Consider the following 25,467-nt stretch of genomic DNA (forward strand, 5'->3'; position numbering starts at 1 on the left):
AGGATGCGCATGAAACAACGTCAGTGGAGCATCCGGCGTCAGGTCGTACAGACGGCCGATGCGCAACGCAGGTGGGATCAGGCCTATCACTTCCTCGTCCGATGGAGTGCTGTTTCTCAGGAGGAAGTTCCGCAGGAGGCGTCTGAGCAGGAGCGCAGCGATGAACGTAGCCATGTATGTGCGCGTTTCGACGCAACGACAGGCACAAACGCAAACCATTGAACAACAGTTGGAGCAACTACGAACCCATAGCTAAACCCATGGCTGGCTCTGGCGTGACGAGCACCTGTTTCGCGATGACGGGTACAGCGGGGCGAGTTTGCATCGTCCCGGTCTGGATCGGTTGCGAGATCAGGTGCGGCTTGCCCAGTTCGATCAGGTGGTCATGACTGCCCCGATCGTTTAGCCCGCAACTATGTCCATCAAGTGCTTTTGATTGAAGAATTGGAACGAGGAGGATGCCAGGTCATCTTTGTCGATCGGCCCATGAGCCAGGATCCTCATGATCAACTTCTTTTGCAGATCCGAGGGGCAGTGGCGGAATACGAACGAAGCTTGATCGCGGAACGCATGCGACGAGGACGCCAACAGAAGTACCAGGCAGGCTGCCTCCTGCCGTGGACCCATCCCCCCTACGGCTATCGGGTGGACCCCAACCATCCGCGCGACCCAGCAGGGGTGCGATTAGAGCCGGCCGAATCGGCAGTGATCACAGAGATGTTCGCCATGTATCAGCAAGAGCATCAGAGCTTGATCGGGTTGACCAAGCAACTCATGCAACAACACGTTCCCACTCCCAGTGGGCGCTGGCGCTGGAATCAAGCCACCGTGCGTGGCATCCTAACCAATCCGGTCTACACGGGAACCGTTTTCATTGGTCGCTATTGCAGTACCCCTGCGCGGCATCGGCAGTCTCCTCTTGTCCCCATGAGACATGGCGGCCAGAGCGGACACCCTCTGACTGACCCCTCGAAGTGGGTGGCAGTGGCCCACGTTCCCGCCATCGTAAGCCAGGAGCAATTCGATCAGGTGCAAGCGAAGTTGGCCCACAACCAGCAATTCGCCCGTCGTAACAATAAGGCCCATCCCTATCTGTTACGTGCGCTCGTGAGTTGTGGAACATGCCACTTGGCTTGCATAGGGCGCTCTGATGCCAGACATGGCTACGCCTACTACACCTGCCGGGGCAAGAGTCATGCTATTCTCTCCTGCCACGACGAGAAGTGCCGCTCGCGCTTTCTTCCCGCCGATCAACTCGATGACTTGGTGTGGCACGATGTCTGCGAGCTGCTCATGCACCCAGAACTGATTGCGGCGGCTCTCCAGCGGGCACAGGGCGGGCAATGGCTTCCACAAGAACTGCATGCGCGGCGGGAGAATTTGCGCAAAGCACGGGTGAACCTGGAACACCAGCTGGAGCGGTTGACAGACGCCTATCTGGCCAATGTCCTCCACTTGGATGAGTACAAGCGACGACATCAGGAACTGGAGCAACGACTGCAAGGGATCGCTGAACAAGTGCGTCAGTTAGAGGCCAGTGTGGGGTGCCACGACGAACTGGCCGCCATGGTCCAATCCATTGATGCGTTTTGTCAGCGTGTTCAGCAAGGCTTGGCTGAGGCGACCTTTGAGCAGAAGCGGCAATTGGTCGAGTTGTTGGTTGACCGCGTTGTGGTCACGGACGAGGAGGTGGAGATCCGCTATGTGATCCCCACCTCGCCCCGCAGTGAGCAGGTACGTTTTTGTCATTTGCGATCAGACTATTTCGATCACCCAACGTTCACGCATGATCACCAAGGCGTGTGCCGGTCCTACATGTTTGGCTGCAGCGTTGGTCACGATGAGTGTCCAGGCAGCCAATTCCCATTGCTTAGGGCTCACCGCTTGGCCTTTATCAGCCGCCTCTTGCGCCAAGCGCTCGCGTCGTTGTACTACCACCTCTTCTGGAACGCGTACCATCAGCAGGCGAACGGGCAAGGGGTTCTGCGCGCCTAAGTAGACATGCTTCACCTTGACCTGCCCAACGATGCGTGGCAAGATCCTCTCCAGTTCAATCCGTTTGCCTTCCCGATCCCAAAAGACCGTGTTCGCTTTCGGATGCTGGCAAAAGCGCACCTTCTGCTTGTGGAGGTGGCGCAAGTGAGCCAGGCTCCAGTAGCCACGGTCTGCCACGTACAAACTGCCAGGACGAACCGGCTCCTGACTTAAAGGACCATGCAACTCATGCACGCGTCCTGCTGACAAGCGTGGCCCCATGAGTTGCCCGTGTTTGAGATCCCAACGCACATGCAGTTTGAGCGCTGCCTGAGTGCGTTCACTACTTTCTTGACCACCTCCACCACATCCAGGCCACAGCTCTTTGAGAGCGGCTGGTAAGATGATGGTCGAACTGTCCTGGGCGATCACCTGCTTGAACGACTTGAAAAGCGCAATGGGGGCCGCTTGCACGGTCACGACCTGTTCCACCAATTCCGAGAGCACCGCTTGCAAAAATCTTGCCGCCTCTTGCGTGCAGCGCTGATGCAGGCCCGAACTGCTGATCTGCACCTGACGAAGCTGGGCTGCCTGGGTCAACTGATCCAGACTTGCTTGGGGAGTGTGCAAATGCCCAAAGAGCAAAATTTGGGCAAAATCGGCTCCTGTAAGCTTACGCTCTCGTTTCACAAAGCCGGTTTCTCTTGCCAATGCATTGGCTCGCTCTTCCAAGACGTGCTTCAATATGCGCTCAAGCTGTGATACACTGGTCATCTGATAGCTCCTTGCTTGATGTGTGATGTTTTGATCAACCTTCATCATCTTTCAAGGAGCTTTTTGTTGTCATCTTTTCTTAACTTAATGCCTATGGGGGAAAAATGTTATGACCCCATGTGCATTAAGTTAAGAGCCAATCAAGGCTATCAAGAGGTGACTGAGCCGAAGAAGATTTAGTCGCCCAACGATTGACCTGACAGTTTGATTTCATCATGTGTCGCAATTGGTAAATGTGTGGGTGCATACAGTGGCCCTGACAGTGTGTATTCAGGATCTCCAAGGTCTGAGAGCGAGCCCTGGCGCTGCCTGGTTAAGGCTACGCCAGGGTCCTGCCAGCAGCCAAACAAGAGGGGTCAATGTTGACCACGATCATCATCACTTTGGCATAGGGGATACAACCCTTTGCCAAAAGGAATACTTCAGTGCCTTTCTGGCTCCAGGCTTGCTAAGAATCTCGAAAGCGACATTGGCCCTGAAGGCCCCTCATCATCAGGATCATCGTGATCGATCATATAAACTGACGGATCATTTGGTCTCTTGCTGTTGAGGTGAAGCAGAAGAAGATAATTGCCACCATCCGCCATCCCTATGAAGACGGCATCTTGGCGCTTTTGGAAGTACGGATATTCCCGCGTGATGCGCAACGAGCGATGACCTGTAGCAATCAGAGATAAATATGTGCATTCTTGAGAAGAAAAAAGCAAACACTTTCACTCAGGGAGGCGCATATGACTAGTATGGCTGATGAATCGGTATGTATCCAAACCTCTTCCGAATTGGTTCCCGTAACGCCTTCGTGGTTCGGAGAAGTTGTGCTGCTAACGGCACATCTTCGCAAGCATGGTGTTCTCACCAAGATCAATGAGCGGGTGCGCTTTGCGCGGCGACGTTTTGGCCGCTACGACGTGATCGATTTTCTGGCGGTGCTCTTCGGCTACGCTATCAGCGGAGAGCGCACCCTGGAAGCGTTCTATCAGCAACTCCAATCGTTTGACGCCCCATTCATGGCCCTGTTTGAACGCGATTGGTTGCCCTCCCGTTCGACGCTCTCGCGGTTTTTAGCGGTGTTGACGGAGGAACCGGTCGAATCCCTGCGGACGCTCTTTCTCAATGATCTGCTCGCTCGCCCGCTTACGCCTAATGCAGCTTCAAGGGACCGGTTGTGCAAGAGGCACGACCAATTCACAGGGAAACGACCTACACGTGCGTTATTTTCCCTGCTCCCGCTCGGTGTCTCGTTTCTCTGACCTCATTGAACCGACGCGATGTAACAGTTTTCCCAAAACAGACGATCTATGAGAGAATCTACAAGCGAGGGCTTCACCACCTCTATGAAAATCGTTTTTGAGGAAGAGTATGCATCAAACGTTTCGGGAACAAACCTGGGATGAAACACATTTCGCGCTGTTCTACCAGCAATACGCCTCGCCTCTTCTGGACTATTTACGCACGCGGACGCGCACATTGGAGGACGCAGAAGATATTCTGGTGGATGTGTTTCTCGCCGCTCGCCAGGCCCCCCAGATTGGGCATGAGACACCCAGAGGACAGTTTGCCTGGCTCAGGCAAGTAGCACGCAACAAACTGGTCGATTTCTACCGTCGTGGAAGCCGAGCTCAGGCTATTCCGCTGGAACACGCCTGGAACCTCGCAGACCCGGAAACGGCACACGATCCAGAACAGGCACTGGTCCAGAGCGAAACGCTGGACCAGCTCCGGACTGCCGTGGAGCACTTGCCCGCGCCGCAGCGAGAACTGCTCCACTTGCGCTTTGCCGAAGGGCTGCGCTGCCCACAAATCGCCACACGCATGGGCAAACGCGAGGGGGCCGTTCGTATCATGCTGGTCCGCACACTAAAAACGCTGCGTGGAATGTATCACGCCAACCGAGAGGAGCACCGATGAAAGAGCCATTCGCGAACCTGGATACCAACCATATCGATGAGCAAATCGAACAGTTCCTGCAAACGATCCCGGCTCAGCAAGATGGCGAGGAGAGCCGTTGTCTCCGGGATCTCTCCTATCTCTATCGTAAAGAAGAGATTCTCGCTCGTGCACACCAACGCCTGATGATCGTCGACCAGCCAGACCAAACGCTCGCAAGAGGGTACCAGAAGGCCTCCAGCAGCACCAAAGAGCGGATGTCTCCCACGATGGTTTCCCTGCCACAGACGTCTATCGTGCGCAAGCCGTTCTCGTGGACGAAAATGGTCGCTGTGCTCGCCGCCGCTCTGTTGCTGATCAGTGCGATTGTTGAGACAACATCGTTCTTCAGCACACGCACCCAACAAACGCTCGGAACAGGCCATAAGGGCAGTGGTGCAACTGCGACGACAACTGCTCCCTCAACACCTGCGGGCACCATCCTCTTCTCTGATCCGCTCAGCCAGAATGTCCATAACTGGCCAGTTGGAAACCTCGTTGGAAACCTCGGTCAGAAACAAACGGCTTTCAAAGACGGTTCTTATCACATCACGAATCAGGGCAACGGGCCCGCTGCCGTCGTTTCTCCTCAGCAGACGTTTCCTCAAACCACACTGAGTTACCAACTCACGATGGAGGAGGTTGCCGGCGACGATAGCTCTTTCGTGAATACGTTCGGCATGATCCTGCGCTACACCACCCAGACAGTCGGAGGGAGAATGCTTGTGACCTTCTATGCTTTCACGATCCTCAATGAAGATGGCAAGAGTCAGTATGTCTTCTACAAATATGATAGCAGGTCTGCGCCTGCCCCCTGGACGCAGGTCGGCAAGACCATGAAGGCGGGCAAGGAATTCCGTAGCGGCCAGGGGCCAGATGCGGCCAACACGGTAAAGATCTCCATCAATGGCAACTCATTCGCCTTCTCTGTCAATGGCCGGTTGGTTGGGACTGCCACAGATGCGAGCCCATTGCAGTCTGGCCAGGTGGGTATGCTGGTGTACCTCAAAGGCACCGAGGTTGCTTTCTCGAATCTGTTGATCACGCAGCCCTAACCCTTTCTGGGTGAACAGTTCTTCCCCAAAGAGAGCAATCCTCCAAGAAGGATTGCTCTCTTTTTCTCTCCTCATGAACCGAACGGAAGCCGTGCCAGTTGACACAAAACGCTTGTACAAAGGGAGGAAAACCGCAAGCATGAAAGCTCCCCTCTATGTCAGACCATTGAGCTCAGCTGAGCGGGAAAAGATCGAAGCTGGCTTGCGCTCATACGATGCCTTTACTCTGCGTCGTAGCCAGATCCTGCTGGCTTCCAGCCGTGAGCAACGCCCATCAGCAATCGCGCGGCATCTCGGCTGTGCAACCCAAACCGTACGCAACGCGATCCATGCCTTTGAGCAGGAAGGGCTGGGCTGTCTCACTCGTGAGTCCAGTCGCCCGAAAACGGTGCAAGCCGAATTCGACCAGGCCAAGTGTGAGGCATTACGAGCGATCTTCCACCAGAATCCATGGACTTTTGGCAAACCCACCAGCCTCTGGACACTGGGGCTAGCAGCAGCAGTTTGTTTTGAGCGCGGATTGACTGAAAAGCAGGTCAGTATTGAAACCATCCGACTCGCGCTTAAACGGGTGGGAGTTGGTTGGCAACATGCCAAACACTGGATCACGAGTCCAGATCCCAAATACCGTAGGAAAAAAAAACGGCGCGACGCGCTGATCGAACTGGCTCAGCAGCACGGCTGGGAGATTGGCTACCTGGATGAAGTGTGGTGGAGCCGGCTGAGCCAGCCGGCTCTGCACAGTTGGAGTGAAGAGAACGAGCCGTTGCGCTTGCAGGAACACTCCAAGGACAAGGCCGACCCTGATCCCCAAGCGCTGGCGTGTTACGGCATGCTCTCGGCTGGCAGCGGTCGCATGCGTTTGCACTTCGTATCGGGACGCCCAGTAAGCCAGGTCACGAAGGATTTTCTGGAGTGGCTGTGCGAGCAAGTCCAGGCTCAGGGCAAGCAGGTCCTGCTGCTCATTTGGGATAACGCTTCCTGGCATGTGAGCAAGCAGGTCAAAACGTGGCTGCGCGAGCACAATCATACGGTGCTGCAAGAGGCTCAAATGGGCAAACAGGGAGTACGCATTGTTCCCTGCTGGTTGCCCACCAAGAGCCCCTGGCTCAACCACATCGAGCCAAAGTGGGTTCATGGCAAGCGCGCTATCGTCGAGCCTGCTCGGAAGCTCTCCGCTAGTGAACTCAGGCAGAGGGTGTGTGACTACTTCGGCTGTGAACAAACGGAACTCATTACACAACTGGTCCCTTGAAGCTGCACTAACAAGCAAACCGGAGGGTTGGTGGATCGAGCAGGGAACACCTGGCTGATCTTTGACATTGATGGGACACGGGAAGCAGCTCGGCAACGCGCCTTACCCCAGACTGATGAACTTCCTCCGCCCTTTCGCCGGTTGGATGAGGTCTGTGCCCCTGGCTACCGGGGCCGTAAGCGTGGAGAAGCGGTCAGGACACGGACAACGGTTGCTCAGGCGCATAGCTATCAGTGGCTGGGCAGTTTCGGGAATCGCGGGAACGGGCGATATCGGGAGGAACTGCGCAAGGAGCTGGCGGCCATTCGCCGATATCTGGCTGCCTACCAGCTCCCACAAGAACGCACGCTGCTCCGCCTCGACGGACAATATGGCAATGGGGCCGTGCTCTCCGATGTAGCTGGGTTCGCGTTTGTCACCCGTGGCAAAGACTATCACCTGCTCGACCATCCGCTGATTCAGGCGCGCTTGCACCTGCCTCCCGATCAGTTCCAGCAGCGTCCCGAAAGTCAGATGAAGCGCAGCCTCTACGATTGTCCTAAGATTCCAGTAGGGCCCGAGGGTGTGCCCTGTCACGTGGTTGTGGCTACCCATCCCGCGGGCAAAAAGAAGAGTCCCATTGGCGTGACGCGGGCAGGAGTCGTCTACGAATTGTTCTTCACGAATCTGCCACAGCACGCCTTCACTGCCTGCGATGTCGTTGAGTTGTATCTGCATCGTGGCGCCTTTGAGCCTGCACTCTCGGATGAAGACCAAGAGATCGATCCCAACCGATGGTGCTCTTACTCGGCCTGGGGACAGGAGTACTGGCAACTGATCGCCCAATGGGTCTGGAACCTGAGACTCGAACTGGGGCATCAGCTTCATCCTGATCCAATCCGCACGACCGAGTTTGCTCCTGCTCTCCCACCCTCTCCACCACATACTGCTCCTGCTTCTGGCTATGCCCCTCCAGAAGTGGGTTCAGCATGGAAGGCCGGTCGCTTCGCGGACCAGGACTTTGCTCTCCAGCCCGATGGAACGCTTCGGTGCCCGGCAGACCAAAAACTGACCCCGCATGAGCAACGCAGAGAAGCCGATGGAAGCCTGCGTGTGGTGTACGGAGCCAGCATCCACAGTTGCCGCCCCTGTCCGCTCCGTGAGCAGTGTCAATGGTATGGCGGTGCGACGGCAAAGCCGCGCCAGGTCAGCGTGCTGTTGCATCCCCTCGCCGTGGGGAGTGAGCCTCTCCTCTGGCAGGATTGGAGTCGAGGGGTTCATCGGCGCGCGTGTCTCCAACTCCTTCGGCATCAACGCATCGAGATTCAGATGAAATCTGGGGATGGCACGGACTCCACCGCTCCACCCCTAACTCTCGCGCTGCTGTCTCGTGCTAAGCGTGCCCACGCTCGTCTCACCTGGGCACAGCGGTTGGCTTGCAATGCGCATTCCGACTTGGCTGGACAGGGGATGATCCAGCTGTTCGGCGTCCCAGAACGCTTTGCCACCTTCCTTGGTCTGGACTCGGCTTGATCGCGGGCTCTCGTCGTCCAGAAAGTGACAAACCAGGGCGGGCGCTCGTCTCAGTGAGCAAGAGGTTCCTGATGGCAAGATCCTCCAGGGTCCTCTCTGTTCAAGGAAGGGAGAACACTGATGGCGCACTTTCACCACCGCAAATTGCCTGTCTTTTCTACATTGTTGTCCGGACGCATGCCCCCAGACGAGGTGGGGTTCCAGTCGGAACGGCTCTGGATCTGGTATCATCACACGGATGAAGGATGGAGTGAGCCAGTCCCACACATGCATCAGTCCAGCGATGAGTGCTTTATTGTCTTGCAAGGGAGCCTGATTGTTGAAGTGGAAGGAGAACGCTTCACCGTCGGCCCTCGGGAATTTTGTTGTTTTCCCGCAGGACTCTACCATCGTATCATTGAGGTGCAGACTCCTGCTGAAACCTTGATGCTGCGTTCGCCTCTGGTCACTGACAAGGTTTATCAACACCCATCAGAACCATCGCCTCCTCCTCGGTAATGGCACGATCATGAGAGTTCGTTTTCTCCTCTAGTACAAGCATTCTCCTCTTCTTCCAGAGGAAACAATTCCACCATCCCTATTGGAGAAATCGAGCTTAAAAAGAAGCATATTGTAGAAGCTGCCTGGTGTCTGGGCTATCTCGTTGCGCAATCCGTGGGATATTCCTCCACACCCTTGCGACTGAAGAAACGGCACGGCTCGAATGACCAGACCCAGACACGGCTTCGATCATCATTCTTATAGGTGACACCTTTCAGCCAGGTCACATCATAGCTCAGTTGACGAATTGGCTCAGGAGCGACGAACCCATTGATGACGACTTCTTGGGGGTCTGTTTGAGGGGTAAATGTCCCCCCGAGTCGCAGAATATGTTTGATCACGGCAGGCGCTAATGATGCATGATTTGACGATTGAGCATTTCCCAAGGAAATGGACCTCCATTCTTGTTCTGTAAAAAATACTCATCCGTTCTCTCTATCGAGAGAGGATGCAACTGTTTCCAAAAAGGTGGGAAAAAGGGATCACGCGTGGGCAAGACGCCACGCTTTCGGGCTTCTTGACAGATGAGAACACCTGTCCTATACTGAAGAAAACATCAGGCAGAAGAAAGAGCAGAAACGCATGATTCGCGCCCATAAGATCAGACTGCATCCCACCTCAGAACAGGCCAACTCCTTTGCATGCGCCGCAGGAGTGGCCCGCTTTGTGTGGAATTGGGCGCTGACCGAGTGGAATCGGCAATATGAAGCTGGAGAGAAACCGACAGCCCTCAAGCTCAAGAAGCAATTTACCGCGATCCGACGGGAGCACTTCCCCTGGACCTGGGAGGTGACCAAGAACGCCTCTGACCAGCCCTTTCTCGATCTGGGCAAAGCCTTTACGGCATTCTTCGAGGGGAAGGCTCGCCGTCCGAGGTTCAAGAGCAAGAAACGCAGCAAGCCGAGCTTCTATCTCGCCAACGACCAATTCGAGGTCGGAGATCATCGCCTCTGGGTTCTCAAGCTCGGCTGGGTCAATATGGCCGAGAAGCTCCGCTTTCAGGGAAAAGTTCTCGGTGCACGCATCACCAGAACAGCCGATTGGTGGTTCGTGAGCATCCAGGTCGAACTCCCTGAGGAGATCCCGGTGAAGAAAGCGGCAGCGGTGGGCATCGATGTCGGACTGAACCGCCTGGCGACCTTGAGTACGGGAGAGCAAGTCGAGAACCAAGCCTTTCTCAAAACCGCGCTCAAGAAGCTGCGCCAGGCCAACAAACGCCTGCATCGCAAAAAACCGGGATCGAAGAATCGGGAAAAAGCGCGCAGGCAGGTGGCACGCCTGCACTACCAGATTGTGTGCTTGCGCCAGGATGTCCTTCAGAAACTCTCGACCAGGCTGGCGGACAGCTATGGAATCATCGGGGTGGAGAACCTGCATCTCAAGGGACTGCTCAAAAACCGACGCCTGGCCCGCGCGTTCTCCGACGCCTCACTGGGCACTCTGGTGCGCCTGCTGGAAGCCAAGGCCACTCAACGAGGTGGACAGGTGATCAAGGTAGACCGTTTCTTTCCTGGAAGTCAAGACCTGCCACTGCTGTGAGTGGACATGGGATCAGATGACCCTCAAGGATCGCATCTTTGTGTGCCAGAATCCCACCTGTGCCTATTATCAATTTCCCCAGGATCGCGACCACAATGCTGGTCACAATATCCTGCGGGAAGCCCTGCGCTTGATCGGGCTGATTGATCAAGCCGTCTCCGGTACTGGCTCGGACGAAGACGGAAACTGGGCTGTGGACGTGGGATAAGACCAAAAAGACCAGCTGGTCTTGAGGCACCTACGGATGAAGCAGCAACAACGAAAGACGTAGGAAGGCGATGCTTGCATACGTTTTCCTACATTAATCGGAGCAGAACGGTCTGCTTCATGAGACGAACCCATGATGCGCTCTCAAGCCTCCATTCTCAATTCCCATTCCCTTTGCGGCAAGTTGCAGACCTACCATAGGCAGAAAGTATAGAAAAGATGACAGCAAAGACTCCTTGAGAGAAGATAAAAGGTGATCAAACCAATATTCATCGACCAAGGAGCCATGTGATGAGCAGTGTAACACACCTTGAGACCATCTTGAAACACATCTTGCAGGAGCGAGCCGATGAACTGGCAAAAGAAACCGGCTTTGTGAAACGAGAGCGCAAGCTCACGGGAGCCGATTTTGCCCAACTGTTGATCTTTGGATATTTGCACAACCCTCAAGCAAGCTTAGATCAGTTGACCCAGGCGGCGCAAATTCGCCGCATCCACATCAGCAGTTCGGGATTGCATCAACGTTGTACGCAAGAGGCGGCCAACTTTTTGCAGGCCGTGCTCTCAGAATTGGTAGAACAGGGCGTCGCCACACAAGCGGCTCCCATCGACCTTTTCAAGCCATTCAAACAGGTCATTGTGGAAGACAGCTCGACCATTGTGCTGCCTGCGCTCCTCAAAGAGCAGTGGGCCTTTAAGTGTTTTTCTGACGAAAAGATACAACAGGATTTCCTCGGGCGGCTTGGGAAGTGTCTTGAGCGTGCAGATCAAAAACGCGAAGTGCCCACGAAAGACACTTGTTCCATCGTCCTTCAACCAGCTTGTAAAGCGGCTTTGCAATGATGTTGTATCTTTTCGTCAGAAAAACACTTAAAGGCCAATAGGACTTCCTGACTCGCATTGCCTCCACATTTTGTGATTTTCTGCATATTATGCTTCAACATTCACATTTTGTGCTGATTTCGCGCTGATTTTGCCAATTTCACCTCTAAATGTGTGCTGATTTCACACTTATTACCATGAGACTCCCTGGGGTAAGGGATTGCCAAGCTGACCCTTCGAGGTGGTACAGCTCCGTTGGATAAGACAGCGAAAGTTGACACTCCCCCGGATACATCCAGGGGGATTCTTCCTTCATCCAGGCGACTTGCTCACTCCCATTACTGAGAGACAGTAGAGGCCCTCCTGTCCAGAAGCGTTTTATGCACTCAGAGGTGCATCAGTTTCCGTATGCCCTACGGGACTGAGAGCCTTCTGCAAAATGTTCATAGCGGCGTTGTGGTCTCTATCCAACACGATGCCGCAACCTGTGCATATGTGAGTTCGCACGCTCAAGCTCTTCTTGACGAGCGTGCCACAGGCTGAACAATTCTGACTGGTGGAGTGTGGCGGGAGAGCAATGACAGGGATACCATGTGCTGCCGCATAGTACTTGACCCAAGCCAGAAATAGCCCCCATCCAGCATCGTGTATGCTCTTGGCAAGGTGCCTATTTCTGACCATGTTGCGAATCTGCAAATCTTCAAAGGCAATCAAGTCGTGAGACGAGACGAGCGCGTTTGCCTGCTTTCTGGCAAAATCTTCACGCTGCCTTTGGACTTTCAAGTGGGCTTTTGCAACGGCTTTGCGAGCCTTCTTTCGATTCTGACTCTTCTTTTGTTTCTTAGAGAGACGACGTTGCAAACGTTTGAGGCGTTTTTCTGCTTTGCGATAGTGGCGAGGGTTCTCAACGGTGACTCCCTCAGAATCGGTAGAGAAGGCTTTCAAGCCAACATCGATACCAATCTGCTTGCCAGAGGGAAGATGCTCGATATGCCGCTCGGCCACGACGGCAAACTGGCAGTAGTAGCCATCGGCACGCCGGATGAGACGAACACGCTTGATGTCAGGGATGGGGCGGGTGGCGAGATCACGACTGCCGATCAGACGCAAGCGACCGATGTTGCATCCGTCGGTGAAGGTAATATGTTTGCCGTCCGAGTCCAGCTTCCACCCGGTCGTCTTGTACTCGACCGACCTGTTATCATGCTGAAAACGTGGATAGCCCTTCTTGCCTGGTTTCTGGTTACGGCAGTTGTCATAGAAGCGAGAGACGGCAGCCCATGCCCGATCAGCAGCCACTTGCCGAGCCTGAGAATTGAGAGAAAAAGCAAAGGGGAATTCCTTGGCAAGAACAGCGCAATAGCATTGCAGATCATTCTTGCTCGCATGCTTGTCCATCCACAAACGCAGGCACTTGTTGCGAATGAACTGCACGATACGGATAGCCTCATCAATGGCTGTATATTGAGCCTTGTTGCCATCCAGTTTGTATTCGTAGGTCAGCATCCCTCTTGCTCCTTCTCGTTTCCAGTGGTATATTTTACATCACAATTGTGATGTAGTCAAGAGAGGTAGATCATGGTACGAGCACGCAAAAATATCTACTTTACTGAGAAACAGGTGGAACGATTAGAGAGAAAAAGTCGAGAGGAGAACTTACCTGAAGCGGAAATAGTACGCCGGGCCTTAGATGCCTATTTGGCATGGGATGATCCAACCTACCAGCCAACTCCACCCACGCCCCAGACAAGGAAGAGCCATTCATCCCCTGGATAAATCACAGGGGCTTTCTGGCTCGTTTTCTGTAACAAATTGTAGACTACCCTGTGGTATTGAAAGAAAAGCTCGGAGCCATCGGAGAGAACCGATTTCTCCGATGGCTCCGAGCTTTTCTTTTGTGACCAGGAGCAAAGTCTGTTGGTGAATAAGAGAGCATGCTTTCAGCAATCGTCACGACCTGGTTGGCGCGGGTGCGGCAAGTTTTTTTGCGTGAGACAGAGCCTCAAACAAACGTGAGCGGACCGCATCATGCACGCGCTTGGATAGCGTATGCACGGTGCGAGTCCGCCCGCGTTCCTTTCGCTCGGTGTCTTGCCTTATATGTATTCCTCCAGCCAGAAAGTCGGACGAATACACCTCTCTAGCTTAGGAGTTCTACTGGGGTTCCTTCCCGATCGGTCGCTCCGTCTTGAGAGCGGTGACGATCTGCCTGGCTGCCTCGTCACGCTCGTCCGGGGACATTGCTGCAAAGTGCGCGTCGAGGGCCGCTTCGGCCTGTTCGCCGGGGAGCGCTTTGATCAACTCGGCCAGCTTGGGGGAGTCGCTCATAGCGAATTCCTTTCGTGAGAGAACGGATGGTGCATGACACGAGCAATCGGTTTGGCCTATCCTTCTTTTTCTCGAAGGAGGTTCATCTCAAGAGACAAGCGGCCAACTCGTCTCACGGTTCCTCCTGTATCCTCCGCGAGGTCTCAACGATCAAGACACATGAGGGGACTGCTACGGGAATGAACCAGAACCCGGTCACCTGCCAACTCGCGTGCGAGTCAGCGTTCTTTCTCGATGGTGACGACCGATAGACTCATGCTTCCAGCATAGCACAAATAGATAGTACGTGTCAAACCGACTTAGGGGTACATTGACACATATCTGTAGCTTTCGTTGCAACAAAAATGCGATTTTTGAACTACCTATCTGCATCTGGAGCCATTTGAGCGGCGTACTCTGAGCCTTTTTGTTGCAATAAAAGCTACAGATATAGGTATTCTTGTTTAGACTAAATAAGCTCAGCTATCCAGAGGATAGCTGAGGATAGCCTGCTGGTGCTATACTCTTCGTATGGCCGAAGGATATGGTTGAAACATTTCACTCACATCTGAGAAAGGCAGTATGGATAAAAAATCTCTTGTTCCTCGATCCACATCGACACGTGCATTTGAAAACTATGTTATGACAGTTCCGATCCTCTCAAGTTGGGAGCGTGGTTGGGATGGGGTGATGGTACGTGAGTACGATCACATGCCAGATCAGGTTGAATGGGTTCGTATTCCTACTGTGCCCGATATTCACCTGGCGTTAGTTCAGCAAGGGGCCGTGTATATTGAGAGCCGAGACGAGCATGCTCCAGTGGAAGCACTGCACGTCCAGAAAGGCGACTTGTTTTTGACACCAGGCGGAGGAGTTCCCTATGAACTCCACTGGCATAGCCTTTCCTCCGAGCCTCTCCAATCGCTCCATGTGCATTTGAGTGCGGACCTGTTCGTGCGAGCAGCCGAGCAGGTGACTGATGCTGATCCGACCCGCCTGGAGCTTTCTGTCCTTTCTGGCTTCCAGGATCCACTGTTAGCACAGATGGCCCTGGCTCTGCAACAGGAACTGGAACAGCCAACGTCTTACGGGCGACTCTACGCTGATACCGCCGCTCAGATGCTAGCCGTTCATCTTCTGAAGCACTACCTGACGACGACTCTCCGTGTCAGGCAGACTCCGCCGGGCCTGACAAGCCGACAGATGAGACAGGTGATGGACTATCTACTGACACACCTCCATGAGCAACTCTCGTTGGAGACGTTGGCACAGCAGGTTGGCTTCAGCGCCTATCATTTTGCAATCCTTTTTCGCCAAACAACCGGAGAGACGCCCCATCAATTTGTCTTAAGCAAACGGCTTGAGGAAGCCCAGCGCCTGCTCAGAGAGACGGATCTGCCGCTCTCACAGGTGGCACTCTCGGTGGGTTTTCAAAGCCAGAGTCATTTTACCCACGTTTTCAGAAATCGCCTGGGAGAGACTCCACGTCACTATCGACAGAACCACGAACGTAGTACGCATTTCCCCGCGTTTTCGACAAAATTCCCAGAAATGTGAAAGAAGGGAAGACTCCCTCTGCCGTATCATACCAGCAGAACGCGGGGGAACTTCCCAACCACAGCTCTTCTTCGGGCCAGGTTCTCCAGAGCGTCAGGGGAGTGGATCACTCGATACGCTCTCATGGTCACTGTGAAAAAGCGGAAGACTCAATGTGGGATCGATCTTCCGATCATAAATGGAGAACAACCATGACAAAGAGGACAAACGTCACGTTTCCGAGCGCCGGTCTGAAGCTCGCCGGTTACCTGTATACCCCCGATGACGAGGCCAGCGACCGCCATCCCGCCATCGTCGTCGGACACCCTGGGAGCGGAGTGAAGGAGCAGACTGCGGGCTTCTATGCCGAGCGCCTGGCGGGCGCGGGCTTCGTCACCCTGGCCTTCGACGCCGCCTACCAGGGGGAGAGCGAGGGGGAGCCGCACTTGCTTGAGGATCCGTTTCATCGCGTCGAGGACGTCAAGGCCGCCGTCTCATTCCTGAGTCTGCGCGACGAGGTGGATGCTGAGCACATTGGCGCCCTCGGCATCTGTGCCTCGGGCGGTTATGTCGTTTCCGCCGGAGCGACCGATCATCGGATCAAGGCCGTCGCGACGGTCAGCGCCGCGGACATTAGCAGCTTGTTCTGCGAGGGAATCGGCCGCGAGCAGGGCCCGGAGATCCTCCAGGGCATGCTCGATGCGGCTGGCGGCGCGCGTACAGAGGAAGCGCAGGGCAAGCCTGCGCGTCGAATGCAAATCCTGCCAGAGACCGGGGAGGAAGCCAGGGCCATCGGGGGACAGCACGGTTACGACGGCTGGGAATACTACCGCACCCCGCGCGGATCCCACCCGCGGTCGGAGAACTATCTCGTGCTCCGCAGCATCGACCTGCTCGCGCAGTTCAACGCCTTCGGCCTGGTCCATCTCATCTCGCCCCGTCCGCTCTTGATGATCGCTGGCAGTGAAGCCGCAACAGCCTACTTCACCCGCGAGGCGATCGACAAGGCCCAGCAGCCCAAGGAGCTCTTCTGGATCGACGGCGCCACCCACGTTGACCTGTACGACAAAGAGGAATACGTGCCGACTGTGGTCGCGAAGCTAGACGACTTCTTCGGGGCCCATTTGGGCGGGACGAAGTCGGTCAACCTGTAAATGAAGTCAGTGAACCAAAAACGAGCGCTATCCCCTTGCACAGGGGACGGCGCTCGTTTTTCCTATATTGATAGAGGATAGCCTGATGTAGACTTTATCCAAATTTTCAAACAACAAGATCTGGCTATGCTGCAAAAGTGAGTGTGTCCACGAGGTGATCAAAAAGCACCCGTGGAATTTGAACGGTGTCGCCTTCATCTGACGACACCGAAAAAAAGGTGGAGGGCCACAGATGCTGGCGGACAAAGGCAAGCGTATCGGAAAAGGTGGGCAAGGCTTTGGTGTACCAAGCCGTCTGACGAATGGAAAAGGGGTGCTTCCTCAACAACTGCTGCGCAAAAATGGTCACGAGCGAAAAGAGGCCCAGGAGAGCAGGTGTGGTGCGCATAATCGCCAGATCCGACCATTGGCGTTGGGTCTCCACGCCCAAATGAGCACGCACCTCGTGAAACGTCACTTCCACCGTCCAACGCAAGACAAACCACTCGATGATCTGGACTGCCAGTGCCTCTTGATCCGTGCACAGCAAAGCCATCGGCTCGTATTGGCCTTGGGGATCGCGAATGAGCACCCAGCGGATGGCAACTGGAGGAACGGGAGATTGATACCACAGAGCCGTGCCCGTGGCAAGCTCCATCTCTCGCTTGGTTCCTCCATACCAGCAAAGAGTGTGTTTCTTCCATTGTGTGGTGGAAGCGATGAGGCGGGCAGAAAGCTTGGGCTGGGCTTGGCCTTTGAGAGCATTCCTCCCTCGTTTCCCGGCTTCACGCGCGGCAGCGGGCTCGTACAAGCATGCATCCAGACGCAAGCGTGTGAGGATGCTCGCGCTGGGCAAGCGACTCACGTTCAGCAGCAACGAGAGCACAGCATAGGTGCCATCAGCCACGATCACCAGGCGTCGTGCAGGCAGCCAGCGAGTGACTTGTAGGATCATCTGCCAGGCCCAATCCGTCATGGTTTTGTGTCGCATGTTGCGTTCTTCGTGATAGCGCTCCGATGGAGCCAGCGCGGTCAAAAAGGGCAAGGCCCAGACCCGCTGTGCCCAGGGAATTGGCGTGAGCAGCAGTATCGAGATCCAGCGCAACCCATTTGTTGCGCACAAAGAACTCTTTGCTCGAACGAACGGGATCACGAGAGACCCCGCGTGCCGCAATCTTGCGACCTCGTCGGCGCTCGATAGTTTCGTCGATCCCCAGGATCACTGGCTCAGTTGCGGCAACAAACAGAGACACCAGCAGCACCAGCAGGCGGCGACTGAGTTCTCGCGAGGACCAGGTGGCACGACTAAGTACAGGCGATCATGAGTTCGTTCCGAGTTTTCGTTCAAGTTTTTCAACGGTGTAAGACCATTTGATGGATCTGGCAGCCTGGTTGTAGTAGGCAATGAAATCCGAGATGGCCTGCTCCAAGGCGCTGGTACTCAGAAAATGGTTGGGTTGCAGGAGTTTGCGTTGCAACATGCGCGCACCACATCTCAATCTGATCCAGCCACGAGGCGTTGACAGGCAGCCAAGCGACCTGGATGCTCAACTGGCCATCCAAAGCACTGGCCTGCTCTTCAAGCCACTGAGCCAGTTGTTTGGGTGCGTGAGTCGGTCCATTGTCCATGATCAAGATCACGCGTTGAACGTTTCTGCGCTGTGCTTCGGGAAGAATGACCTGCTCCAGGAAAGCGCGGAAGTCCACAAAGCGTTTGCGCGTCGAGCACTGTCCAGAGACGTATCCATCGGCCACCGAGAGTCCTGCCAGCAAATGCCGCATGCCACGCCGATGATACCGCGGCGAAAGGTCCATCACGTGCCCGGCGTTAGCTGGTCGGGGAGCCTGCTCGGCTTCGCGAGCTTGAATGGACGTTTTCTCATCCACGCAGACCAGCCAGATTCCTTCTTGCAGCAACCTCCGTGCTCGTTCGTACCATTGCAGCACCGGGCGAGCACGTTGCAGAAACGTCTCTGGATTCTGGATGTGTTGCCAGGTGTGATAGCGCCACGGTCGGATGCGCTCGGATTTGAGCCAGCGGCCAATCGTGCTGGCCGAGACCGTTGGCAACTGAGGCGACGCTGCCACGTGACGTGCCAATTCGCTCCGACTCCATCGAGCCAGCGGAACTCCTTGCCTCTGCGGCAAGCTACAAGCCACGGCGGTCGCTTGCGCGCGTACCTCAGGGGGAAAAACGCCTCGGCGCTCCCCAACGGGGCGCGTCGGCGAGCGTTTTGGTGGTTGCCCAACGCTGACGCCATTTGCGTACGAGTCGATCGCTGGTACCAACTGCCTGGGCAATCTGCTGGTTGCTCCACTCCGGATGCTCATGGGCGAACAGGACAATCCTTGCTCGGATCGCCAAGCTTTGCCCGGTAGTATGTGCGCGAACAAGGCTACGCAGATGTTCCTGCTCCTCGGTGGTCAATTCAATCGGATGGCTTGGTTTGGGGCCTCTCATGGGTTCTTCCTCCCAAGCCGAATCTACCTCACTTTCTTTTTGTCGTCAATCTCGGAATGCATTTGTGATCGCTTGTACTTAGAAGGAGACTGCACACGGTTGGCGAGGGTTGTCATGTCCATTCAGCCATTCTACAACGCCAACATGTTTAGCCTCGTTCACTGCCGAAATTTTATCAAACCGGCCCGTAAAACCCTTGGCTTTAGCCATAGGGATATGAGGGCCGTTCCTTTTGTGGGTGGATAGGGTGGTAGGGGAGAACGCTACACTTGTATTTGTGCTCACAACATTGTATAATTACAACTATGAAGAGGCAGAGAGAAGAACAAACGACGATCAAGATGTGGGTCAAAACACACGACAGCTTGAGACTTCTTGCGGCTCTGCAAAAGAAAAGCATGGTCGAAGTGCTTGATCGGTTAGTGCGTGAAGCTCTCAAGAAAGAGCAGGTGAAACACTATGATGCTCAAGAAGACATATAAGCTTCGCCTGTATCCGACAAAAAAGCAAACTGAGAAGCTGGAATGGACCCTTGCCAGATGTTGCGAGTTGTATAATGCGGCGCTCCAAGAGCGCCGGGAGATGTACAAGTATACCGGCAAGGGAACTACCTACAATCAACAGGCTATGCAACTGCCTGAGATCAAAGAGCTCCGAGAGGAGTACAAGGACATCCACTCTCAGGTGTTGCAGGATGTCCTCAAGAGGGTGGAGAAGACCTTCAAAGACTTTTTCAAGCGGGTGAAAGCAGGCAGAAAGCCAGGATATCCACGTTTTCAGGGACGTAACCACTATGATTCCTTTTGCTACCCACAAGCTGGCTTCTCGATCAAGAACGGGCGTCTGGAGCTTTCCAAGATTGGGCCTAGCAAAATCAAGCTGCATTGCAAGGTGCTCGGCACGATCAAGACGTGTACGATCAAGCGAGAGGGCGGCTGCTGGTATGCCTGCTTCTCATGTGAAGTGGGTCAGGTGCTACGCACACCCTACACTGATGAAGCAGTGGGGATTGATCTGGGCGTCTCAAAGCTGGCAACCCTCTCGACTGGCGATGTGATCGAGAATCCCAAACACTACCGACGTGCTGAGAAACGTCTTGCCAAGGCTGGACAAGCTCTCTCGAGAAAGAAACGTGGTTCTCAACGGCGCAAGAAGGCTGTACAGAGGATTGCCAAGCTGCACAGGAAGGTGCGCAATCAACGCAATGACTCCCTGCATCAGTGGTCGCGCCGCCTGGTCAATACCTACGAAACGATTGTCTTTGAAGAGATCGCGCCTGCCAACCTCTCAAAGCGTGCAAAACCGAAACAAGATGAGCAGACAGGGCAATATCTCTCGAATGGAGCCAGTGCCAAATCTGGCTTGAATAAAAGTATACTTGATGCTGGCTGGTCAACCTTCATCGCCTTCTGCGAGTACAAAGCTGCGAACGCTGGTACGGTAGAGGTGGTGAAGGTTGACCCCAAATACACCAGCCAGGTGTGCTCAGGTTGTGGCGTCGTGGTCAAAAAAACGCTCTCAGAACGCTGGCATTCGTGCGAATGTGGCACTGAGTTGGACCGCGACCACAACGCCGCTCTCAACATCAAAGCTCTTTGGCTCAGACGGAGCCTTCAGGAGGCTTGCGCTTCCTGAGAAGCCCCCGGCTTGAGCCGTGGGGAGTCGTCACCAGATACGCCACAAGGTAAGCCATTCCCGCTTCTGCCATCCGTCTCAGCTTGTAGAGCGCATTACCTTGGTTATAGCGGGCAAAGACAAACCCTGGCTCAAGGTCGATTGCCCGCTCGAAGGCAACCAGGGCATCCTCTGGGTCAGCGATTGTACGAGCCTGAAACGCCTCTCCACAGGTGCCTTGTGGATCAGGTCTATGAAGACCCGCTCATCATCATGATGGGTATCAACAGATTGCATGCCCATCTCCTCCTCCTTATACAAACAGGGTACGAGCATTGCAATGGCAAGTCAAGAGACAGATTGGGTGGCGGATCGATGGCGGATCGATGGCGGATAGGTGGCGGATAAACTGTCTCCCGATAGTTTCTTTTGTTGGCTCACAAGCACGGTCGTACTCGCTGGCAACCGCCTGGATGACCCATCGGGAACGCGGGGGGAGAGCACCCTTCACCTCGCCAATTTTGACGGCAAATTGATAGCAAAGCCGCCGGACGCCAGCAGATTACGACGGTTCCTGATGAATAATGGTCCCTCTCAAGCCGCTCAGGAAGGACCTTGGCGGACAACAGCGAAAAGGGGCGGGGAGGCGCCCACGGATCTCTCCACCAGCACCTCCTTTATGATGATGATGCTCTCAGGTCGCTTCTAGACACTCATGAGCGCGTTTTCTTTTTTTGGCGCAACGCATCGTTGACAGCAAAACCGACGGCAAAACGCACAGGTGCCGATTCGCTCTTGTGCTGGCGCAACGCGCCGTGGAAAGCTATGAGCATGAGATCAGTGCCGCAATTGCCCCGCTGCATCCAGCCCTGGTCACAAACTCATTCTCAGTGCTGATGCGATGCACACTTTAGCATGATCTCCTAAGGCGTGACGTGCTGATACGCCCACGCTCGAGCTGCGTCAAACCAGAGTGGTGCCGTTTTATGTAGGTTGAGATCATGCCCAGCATTAGGAATGACCACTACCTGCAACTGCGCCTGTGCTGTGTAGAATGGAGCTTCAGCTTGCTGGACTGAGGCCGCACTACTGCAATCTGTGGCGGCGAGGCCGCAAAACAGACTATCTTGCTGTCCAACCACCACAAGCACAGGGACCTTTATCAGTTCTGAGACGCCATCAATAATGGGTGGTGAGAAGCTAGCAAACTCTCCAGGTGTTGCCGTCTCCTTCGTCGCCTCATCGGTTGCGAGGACGCCAGGGTCAGCACCGGGCACATAGTAGAAATCATTCCCTCGCGTCCCCGGCACCGTCGTCAGATAACCCAAGTAGTTCACATTGAGCAGATTACCTATAAAACGCGGGTCCAGAGTGGCGGGATAGAGCGTGGCCACGACCGCTGCCAGGCTGACCGTATTGAGATGATGCAATAGTCCACTGATGATGACTCCATTTACATCTTGATAGGTGCCTGCCTCGATCCAGGCGGCGACTGAGCCCAGCGAGTGAGCAACCAGCAGCACTCGGGCAAACGGCTGATTGCCAATGATCCCGTTGCGTAAGGCCTGCACAATCTCATGGACAATGTAGGCATTGGTTCCCATGACCACCGTGAGCAGGCCAACAGGGGGATGCGAGCTTTGCCCTATACCGATGCGGTCGATGGCAAAGGTACTATACCCTGCCGCGTTGAGTGCACGGACATAGGAATAAAGCTTGGGCTGGTAGGGAAAATCCCAATAGACGTGGCTGTAGGTTCCGCCGGGGACCAGCAGTTGGACGGTGTGGCTTGGACCACCGGGCGGGTTGCAAAGCTGACCGTAGATGCGGTAGTTCGTAGGGAGTCCAGGACCTAGAGCCACAGGCACAGAGAGCGATTGACAGGTCGCCGTCTTTGGCGCGGCATGCACTGAGGATGGGGAGAAAACCGCCCCAAAGAGTGCAAGCGCAACCAGGATGAGACACACTGCAAGACGATGCTGTCTCATAAAGCCTCCTTTGCTTCATCCATCATCCTTGACTACAAGCACGGGTCGTATGAGCACGCCATAGAGTAAGAAGGCCTTATACTGGCGTAGTTCCCCAAACTGTCAGCAAGTACCACATGCCACAGAATGCCTCCTGTTGCATCTCAGAGAGCATGGTATGATACAGAACATCCAATTCTTCTTTGCTTGCCATACCCACTTTTTGTAACATTGGTAGGGCTTGGAGGAACACAATTTCGGTATTGCGGTAGAAATCCGTCCACGCCTCTGCGTCTCGCGAAAAATTGACCGCATGAGCCTGCCGCTGCAGATGGCTATAGTTAGCCTGGCGAAATATACGTTCAAGCATAGGGGTGATGCCAAGTGTTACCCCATTTGGGGCGAATCCATAGCCCATCGTGTGCATGGCACGAAACAGGAAGGTATTAAGCTGATCAAAGGCAGGGCTGGAGGTAATGCCGCCGTGATCCGTTTCGGTGATGCGCAGAATGCCTCCTGGTCGCAGGATGCGTTGGCACTCCTGGAGCAGGAGTGACCAGGCATCTCGACGCAGAAAAGAACTGAGTAAGCGTCCATTCACCAGATCAAAGGAATGGTCAGCGAAATCGAGCGGTTTCGTGACATCCATCACCTCAAAAGAGACGTTGTTATTCCCTTGCGAGTATGCTCTAGCATTGGCATACGCAATCATGGTGCGGCTGATATCAATACCAACCACTTCCATATCTGGATGCAAAAATGCCAGGTCAAGCGCCCAGCAACCGGGGCCACAGGCAATATCCAGCACCTGTGCGCCTTCTGGCAGCGGCTGCAACCCTGCCAGATGCCCCCCCATACCTTGTGTAGTCATCTGGTCGAGCCTGATTAAACGTGCCATTTCCATGGCACTTTCCGCGTCAAGGACATACGTATCGGCTCCCTCTAGGGGTGGAGGAAGATCCGGTTCCATAGCTGCTCTCTCTTTCTCTCCAAAGACATCTATCGTCTACTTTTCTCATATATATTTAGTATATTCATGTTCTTTTAAAAGAACAAGGCATATTTCCGTATTACCACCTTTTTTTATGGCTTCTTAATACACGAAAAGCACCTGTATGCTTGCTATCTTAACTTTCTTATCAAACCGCGCCATCGATCCCCCTGTTTTTGAAACCTGTCTCTTCTACACATTTAACAAAGTGAATTCGCCACATGGCTGAAGAAGCTATCTGGGAAAGAAGAGCTGGCAAACAGGGAGGTGAAAGCTCAAGCTTCCTGTCCCGCATCTGATGGTGCTTCCATCATAAAATTGCGCCATGCGGGGACCCCTGACTTTAGACATGGGGAGGAGCATGGCGCACTCCTTTCTTCTTTTCTCGCATTTTGCTATTTGGCACAAATTATGCATATATGGTATATTTTGCATATAGATAGGACAGTACGGATTCAACTTCAACTGAATACGGAACAAGCACAAGTCTTGCAGGAGACGTTGGCGCAATTTACCGTTGCCTACAATCATGTGTGTGCCTATGGATGGCAACACGGCGAGAAGAACGGTGTCAAACTTCATCACGCCACGTACTACGAGACGAAAGCCTTGTGTTCTGGTCTGGTCAGTGATTTGCTCATCCAGGCCCGTGTCAAAGCCACAGAAACGTTGAGAAGTGCCTTGACCTGGAAAGCCAAGAAGGAAGCTGCCTATCCCAAGAAGGGTGCCAAAGCACAGAAGCAAGGCAGGCCTGCCCCCACCTTCAAACCTGTTCGCTGTCCTCATTCCGAGCAGTGCGCGGTTCGCTATAACGTTCACACCTACTCTCTCAATTGGGCGATGCAAACGGTTCGTGTCTCGACCACACAAGGCAAAATGAGTGTCCCCTTTCTCGTTCCTCATTTCAGCGAGCGGTACCGAGGATGCAAGGTTGCCACCGCAGACCTTCTCTCCCGCAATGGGAAGTGGTGGTTACAGAGACCGAGCCAGAAAGCCCCTGTGATTTATCCAGGGGATGAATGGCTCTTCCTTGTTTGGGGGTGGATAGGGTTGGGTTGATACGTTGGGTCATCCCATGCCAGAAAGCTATCTACAGCACGTCGTACTAATTCCGCTATCGCCACACCTTCCTGCTCAGATCGTTGATGAAGGCGCTCCATCTGTTTCTCTGTCAGATACAAATTCGTTCGTTTCATACCTTTTCTCCTGTTTGACATACAGCATATATTGCTGTATAATATAGCAGAGAAATGAAGAAAGGGCAAGGAACGCAATGCTGATCTACGAATACAAGCTGGATGGCACCCAACAGCAATATGCTGCCATTGATGAGGCGATTCGGGTTGTGCAATTTATTCGCAACAAGTGCCTACGCTTGTGGATGGATGAGCACGCTACCAAGAATGACTTGCAATGCAACTGTGCGGTCCTTGCCAAAGCATTCCCCTTTGCTTCTTCTCTCAATTCTCAGGCACGTCAAGCCAGTGCTGATCGGGCGTGGTCTGCCATTCAGCGTTTCTATGACAACTGCAAAGCCAAAAAACCAGGGAAGAAAGGATACCCGCGGTTTCAGAAAAACAACCGTTCCGTGGAGTATAAAACCACGGGGTGGAAATGAGAACCAGATGGGAAACATATCACCTTCACCGATGGATGTGGAATTGGCCGTCTTCGTTTGGTTGGCACACGTGATATTGCAACCTTCCCTGTGAAACACATCAAGCGTGTTCGTCTAGAGCATCGGTCGAGAAATGGAAATGAGAATCTCCGTAAATGAAGTGCACGTTTTTCCCGCAAGGATGAGCACACCAACGCCTCCTCATCAGTATATATAGCCAGAAGAAAATACCGATC

Annotated in this window: 26 protein-coding genes and 4 pseudogenes; 18 read left to right on the top strand and 12 right to left on the bottom strand. The window is 54.2% G+C overall.

The window, feature by feature from the left end; translation table 11 throughout:
* The first annotated feature begins 9 nt into the window (after window positions 1–9).
* From JMJ16_RS00180 to JMJ16_RS53445, 3 genes and pseudogenes are all read left to right on the top strand, one after another.
* Entirely contained in the window at window positions 10–222 is a 213-nt protein-coding gene (locus JMJ16_RS00180; RefSeq protein ID WP_201377394.1) for a hypothetical protein, read from the top strand.
* A 97-nt stretch (window positions 223–319) separates the two neighbouring features.
* Window positions 320–406, top strand: coding sequence for a hypothetical protein (locus JMJ16_RS55790; protein WP_255553193.1), 87 nt, complete (start codon window positions 320–322; stop codon window positions 404–406).
* A 20-nt stretch (window positions 407–426) separates the two neighbouring features.
* Window positions 427–1,221, top strand: a pseudogene (locus tag JMJ16_RS53445) (recombinase family protein); the annotation flags it as partial.
* Window positions 1,222–1,755: 534 nt separating this feature from the next.
* Here JMJ16_RS53445 and JMJ16_RS00190 read toward each other — a convergent pair.
* A complete protein-coding gene (locus JMJ16_RS00190) occupies window positions 1,756–2,748 on the bottom strand; it encodes an IS4 family transposase (protein WP_236601079.1) in 993 nt (330 codons plus the stop codon).
* Between the two features lie 731 nt (window positions 2,749–3,479).
* Between JMJ16_RS00190 and JMJ16_RS00195 the strand changes: the two genes are divergently transcribed.
* The 6 genes from JMJ16_RS00195 to JMJ16_RS00220 all read left to right on the top strand — a co-directional run bounded on the left by JMJ16_RS00195 (window position 3,480) and on the right by JMJ16_RS00220 (window position 8,994).
* The gene (locus JMJ16_RS00195; protein ID WP_236601080.1) at window positions 3,480–3,998 is read left to right on the top strand and encodes a hypothetical protein; all 519 of its coding nucleotides are present in this window, start codon (window positions 3,480–3,482) and stop codon (window positions 3,996–3,998) included.
* Window positions 3,999–4,107: 109 nt separating this feature from the next.
* Complete coding sequence (locus tag JMJ16_RS00200) at window positions 4,108–4,656, top strand: RNA polymerase sigma factor (protein ID WP_201377397.1); 549 nt, start codon at window positions 4,108–4,110, stop codon at window positions 4,654–4,656.
* A complete protein-coding gene (locus JMJ16_RS00205; RefSeq protein ID WP_201377400.1) occupies window positions 4,653–5,729 on the top strand; it encodes a hypothetical protein in 1,077 nt (358 codons plus the stop codon). The genes JMJ16_RS00200 and JMJ16_RS00205 overlap by 4 nt, the downstream gene beginning before the upstream one ends.
* Window positions 5,730–5,868: 139 nt before the next feature.
* The gene (locus tag JMJ16_RS00210) at window positions 5,869–6,984 is read left to right on the top strand and encodes an IS630 family transposase (RefSeq protein WP_201377403.1); all 1,116 of its coding nucleotides are present in this window, start codon (window positions 5,869–5,871) and stop codon (window positions 6,982–6,984) included.
* Between the two features lie 27 nt (window positions 6,985–7,011).
* A complete protein-coding gene (locus tag JMJ16_RS00215; protein ID WP_236601081.1) occupies window positions 7,012–8,496 on the top strand; it encodes a hypothetical protein in 1,485 nt (494 codons plus the stop codon).
* A 120-nt stretch (window positions 8,497–8,616) separates the two neighbouring features.
* The gene (locus tag JMJ16_RS00220; protein ID WP_201377406.1) at window positions 8,617–8,994 is read left to right on the top strand and encodes a cupin domain-containing protein; all 378 of its coding nucleotides are present in this window, start codon (window positions 8,617–8,619) and stop codon (window positions 8,992–8,994) included.
* Window positions 8,995–9,131: 137 nt separating this feature from the next.
* Here JMJ16_RS00220 and JMJ16_RS00225 read toward each other — a convergent pair whose 3' ends face one another.
* A complete protein-coding gene (locus JMJ16_RS00225; RefSeq protein WP_201377409.1) occupies window positions 9,132–9,422 on the bottom strand; it encodes a hypothetical protein in 291 nt (96 codons plus the stop codon).
* A 196-nt stretch (window positions 9,423–9,618) separates the two neighbouring features.
* Between JMJ16_RS00225 and JMJ16_RS00230 the strand changes: the two are divergent.
* Together JMJ16_RS00230 and JMJ16_RS00235 are read left to right on the top strand one after the other, a co-directional pair.
* A pseudogene (locus JMJ16_RS00230) lies at window positions 9,619–10,783 on the top strand (RNA-guided endonuclease InsQ/TnpB family protein).
* Between the two features lie 290 nt (window positions 10,784–11,073).
* Entirely contained in the window at window positions 11,074–11,625 is a 552-nt protein-coding gene (locus tag JMJ16_RS00235) for a hypothetical protein (RefSeq protein WP_201377412.1), read from the top strand.
* A 357-nt stretch (window positions 11,626–11,982) separates the two neighbouring features.
* On the opposite strand, the gene JMJ16_RS00240 is transcribed toward JMJ16_RS00235, so the two are convergent.
* Entirely contained in the window at window positions 11,983–13,110 is a 1,128-nt protein-coding gene (locus tag JMJ16_RS00240) for an RNA-guided endonuclease TnpB family protein (RefSeq protein ID WP_201377427.1), read from the bottom strand.
* Window positions 13,111–13,182: 72 nt separating this feature from the next.
* Between JMJ16_RS00240 and JMJ16_RS00245 the strand changes: the two genes are divergently transcribed.
* A complete protein-coding gene (locus tag JMJ16_RS00245) occupies window positions 13,183–13,380 on the top strand; it encodes a ribbon-helix-helix protein, CopG family (protein ID WP_201377430.1) in 198 nt (65 codons plus the stop codon).
* Between the two features lie 378 nt (window positions 13,381–13,758).
* Here the strand turns inward: JMJ16_RS00245 and JMJ16_RS00250 are convergent, their stop codons facing one another.
* Entirely contained in the window at window positions 13,759–13,932 is a 174-nt protein-coding gene (locus JMJ16_RS00250) for a hypothetical protein (RefSeq protein ID WP_201377433.1), read from the bottom strand.
* A gap of 561 nt (window positions 13,933–14,493) precedes the next feature.
* Between JMJ16_RS00250 and JMJ16_RS00255 the strand changes: the two genes are divergently transcribed.
* Both JMJ16_RS00255 and JMJ16_RS00260 read left to right on the top strand, forming a co-directional pair.
* Window positions 14,494–15,468: a helix-turn-helix domain-containing protein gene (locus tag JMJ16_RS00255; protein WP_201377436.1), complete on the top strand. Its 975-nt coding sequence runs from the start codon at window positions 14,494–14,496 to the stop codon at window positions 15,466–15,468.
* Between the two features lie 191 nt (window positions 15,469–15,659).
* Window positions 15,660–16,601: an alpha/beta hydrolase gene (locus JMJ16_RS00260; RefSeq protein WP_201377439.1), complete on the top strand. Its 942-nt coding sequence runs from the start codon at window positions 15,660–15,662 to the stop codon at window positions 16,599–16,601.
* Between the two features lie 124 nt (window positions 16,602–16,725).
* On the opposite strand, the gene JMJ16_RS00265 is transcribed toward JMJ16_RS00260, so the two are convergent.
* The 4 genes and pseudogenes from JMJ16_RS00265 to JMJ16_RS00275 all read right to left on the bottom strand — a co-directional run bounded on the left by JMJ16_RS00265 (window position 16,726) and on the right by JMJ16_RS00275 (window position 19,041).
* A complete protein-coding gene (locus JMJ16_RS00265; RefSeq protein ID WP_236601082.1) occupies window positions 16,726–17,733 on the bottom strand; it encodes a transposase in 1,008 nt (335 codons plus the stop codon).
* Between the two features lie 43 nt (window positions 17,734–17,776).
* Window positions 17,777–17,842 (bottom strand): annotated as a pseudogene (locus tag JMJ16_RS53450) (hypothetical protein); the annotation flags it as partial.
* A gap of 91 nt (window positions 17,843–17,933) precedes the next feature.
* A complete protein-coding gene (locus JMJ16_RS00270) occupies window positions 17,934–18,680 on the bottom strand; it encodes a transposase (RefSeq protein WP_201377442.1) in 747 nt (248 codons plus the stop codon).
* 82 nt (window positions 18,681–18,762) lie between these two features.
* A complete protein-coding gene (locus JMJ16_RS00275; protein ID WP_201377445.1) occupies window positions 18,763–19,041 on the bottom strand; it encodes a helix-turn-helix domain-containing protein in 279 nt (92 codons plus the stop codon).
* 459 nt (window positions 19,042–19,500) lie between these two features.
* Here JMJ16_RS00275 and JMJ16_RS00280 point away from each other — a divergent pair, with 459 nt between their 5' ends.
* A complete protein-coding gene (locus JMJ16_RS00280) occupies window positions 19,501–20,676 on the top strand; it encodes a transposase (RefSeq protein WP_236601083.1) in 1,176 nt (391 codons plus the stop codon).
* Between the two features lie 78 nt (window positions 20,677–20,754).
* Here the strand turns inward: JMJ16_RS00280 and JMJ16_RS00285 are convergent, their stop codons facing one another.
* Window positions 20,755–20,952, bottom strand: a complete 198-nt coding sequence (locus JMJ16_RS00285) for a hypothetical protein (RefSeq protein WP_201377448.1) — start codon at window positions 20,950–20,952, stop codon at window positions 20,755–20,757.
* Window positions 20,953–21,052: 100 nt separating this feature from the next.
* Here JMJ16_RS00285 and JMJ16_RS00290 point away from each other — a divergent pair, with 100 nt between their 5' ends.
* Window positions 21,053–21,364 (top strand): hypothetical protein, encoded by a 312-nt coding sequence (locus tag JMJ16_RS00290; protein WP_201377451.1) that lies wholly within the window; start codon window positions 21,053–21,055, stop codon window positions 21,362–21,364.
* A gap of 214 nt (window positions 21,365–21,578) precedes the next feature.
* On the opposite strand, the gene JMJ16_RS00295 is transcribed toward JMJ16_RS00290, so the two are convergent.
* On the bottom strand, window positions 21,579–22,643 hold the full coding sequence (locus JMJ16_RS00295; protein ID WP_201377454.1) for an alpha/beta hydrolase: 1,065 nt from the start codon (window positions 22,641–22,643) through the stop codon (window positions 21,579–21,581).
* 76 nt (window positions 22,644–22,719) lie between these two features.
* Window positions 22,720–23,592: a class I SAM-dependent methyltransferase gene (locus tag JMJ16_RS00300; RefSeq protein ID WP_201377457.1), complete on the bottom strand. Its 873-nt coding sequence runs from the start codon at window positions 23,590–23,592 to the stop codon at window positions 22,720–22,722.
* A gap of 522 nt (window positions 23,593–24,114) precedes the next feature.
* On the opposite strand from JMJ16_RS00300, the gene JMJ16_RS00305 reads away from it, so the two are divergent.
* A complete protein-coding gene (locus tag JMJ16_RS00305) occupies window positions 24,115–24,672 on the top strand; it encodes a hypothetical protein (RefSeq protein ID WP_201377460.1) in 558 nt (185 codons plus the stop codon).
* Here JMJ16_RS00305 and JMJ16_RS00310 read toward each other — a convergent pair.
* Window positions 24,618–24,830, bottom strand: coding sequence for a CopG family transcriptional regulator (locus JMJ16_RS00310; protein WP_307813073.1), 213 nt, complete (start codon window positions 24,828–24,830; stop codon window positions 24,618–24,620). The genes JMJ16_RS00305 and JMJ16_RS00310 overlap by 55 nt on opposite strands.
* Before the next feature lie 56 nt (window positions 24,831–24,886).
* Between JMJ16_RS00310 and JMJ16_RS00315 the strand changes: the two are divergent.
* A pseudogene (locus JMJ16_RS00315) lies at window positions 24,887–25,360 on the top strand (RNA-guided endonuclease TnpB family protein); the annotation flags it as partial.
* Window positions 25,361–25,467: the final 107 nt, after the last annotated feature.

The sequence above is a fragment of the Ktedonobacter sp. SOSP1-52 genome, from assembly GCF_016587395.1.

What these genes read in the sequence shown, in the direction of transcription:
- JMJ16_RS00260 (WP_201377439.1), top strand. Translation starts at nt 15,660, where the DNA reads ATGACAAAGAGGACAAACGTCACGTTTCCGAGCGCCGGTCTGAAGCTC.
- JMJ16_RS00235 (WP_201377412.1), top strand. Translation starts at nt 11,074, where the DNA reads ATGAGCAGTGTAACACACCTTGAGACCATCTTGAAACACATCTTGCAG.
- JMJ16_RS00285 (WP_201377448.1), bottom strand. Translation starts at nt 20,952, where the DNA reads ATGCAATCTGTTGATACCCATCATGATGATGAGCGGGTCTTCATAGAC.
- JMJ16_RS00280 (WP_236601083.1), top strand. Translation starts at nt 19,501, where the DNA reads ATGATGCTCAAGAAGACATATAAGCTTCGCCTGTATCCGACAAAAAAG.
- JMJ16_RS00255 (WP_201377436.1), top strand. Translation starts at nt 14,494, where the DNA reads ATGGATAAAAAATCTCTTGTTCCTCGATCCACATCGACACGTGCATTT.
- JMJ16_RS00200 (WP_201377397.1), top strand. Translation starts at nt 4,108, where the DNA reads ATGCATCAAACGTTTCGGGAACAAACCTGGGATGAAACACATTTCGCG.
- JMJ16_RS00190 (WP_236601079.1), bottom strand. Translation starts at nt 2,748, where the DNA reads ATGACCAGTGTATCACAGCTTGAGCGCATATTGAAGCACGTCTTGGAA.
- JMJ16_RS00220 (WP_201377406.1), top strand. Translation starts at nt 8,617, where the DNA reads ATGGCGCACTTTCACCACCGCAAATTGCCTGTCTTTTCTACATTGTTG.
- JMJ16_RS00205 (WP_201377400.1), top strand. Translation starts at nt 4,653, where the DNA reads ATGAAAGAGCCATTCGCGAACCTGGATACCAACCATATCGATGAGCAA.
- JMJ16_RS00310 (WP_307813073.1), bottom strand. Translation starts at nt 24,830, where the DNA reads ATGTCAAACAGGAGAAAAGGTATGAAACGAACGAATTTGTATCTGACA.
- JMJ16_RS00210 (WP_201377403.1), top strand. Translation starts at nt 5,869, where the DNA reads ATGAAAGCTCCCCTCTATGTCAGACCATTGAGCTCAGCTGAGCGGGAA.
- JMJ16_RS00275 (WP_201377445.1), bottom strand. Translation starts at nt 19,041, where the DNA reads ATGAGAGGCCCCAAACCAAGCCATCCGATTGAATTGACCACCGAGGAG.
- JMJ16_RS00295 (WP_201377454.1), bottom strand. Translation starts at nt 22,643, where the DNA reads ATGAGACAGCATCGTCTTGCAGTGTGTCTCATCCTGGTTGCGCTTGCA.
- JMJ16_RS00240 (WP_201377427.1), bottom strand. Translation starts at nt 13,110, where the DNA reads ATGCTGACCTACGAATACAAACTGGATGGCAACAAGGCTCAATATACA.
- JMJ16_RS00195 (WP_236601080.1), top strand. Translation starts at nt 3,480, where the DNA reads ATGACTAGTATGGCTGATGAATCGGTATGTATCCAAACCTCTTCCGAA.
- JMJ16_RS00180 (WP_201377394.1), top strand. Translation starts at nt 10, where the DNA reads ATGAAACAACGTCAGTGGAGCATCCGGCGTCAGGTCGTACAGACGGCC.
- JMJ16_RS00300 (WP_201377457.1), bottom strand. Translation starts at nt 23,592, where the DNA reads ATGGAACCGGATCTTCCTCCACCCCTAGAGGGAGCCGATACGTATGTC.
- JMJ16_RS00250 (WP_201377433.1), bottom strand. Translation starts at nt 13,932, where the DNA reads ATGAGCGACTCCCCCAAGCTGGCCGAGTTGATCAAAGCGCTCCCCGGC.
- JMJ16_RS00245 (WP_201377430.1), top strand. Translation starts at nt 13,183, where the DNA reads ATGGTACGAGCACGCAAAAATATCTACTTTACTGAGAAACAGGTGGAA.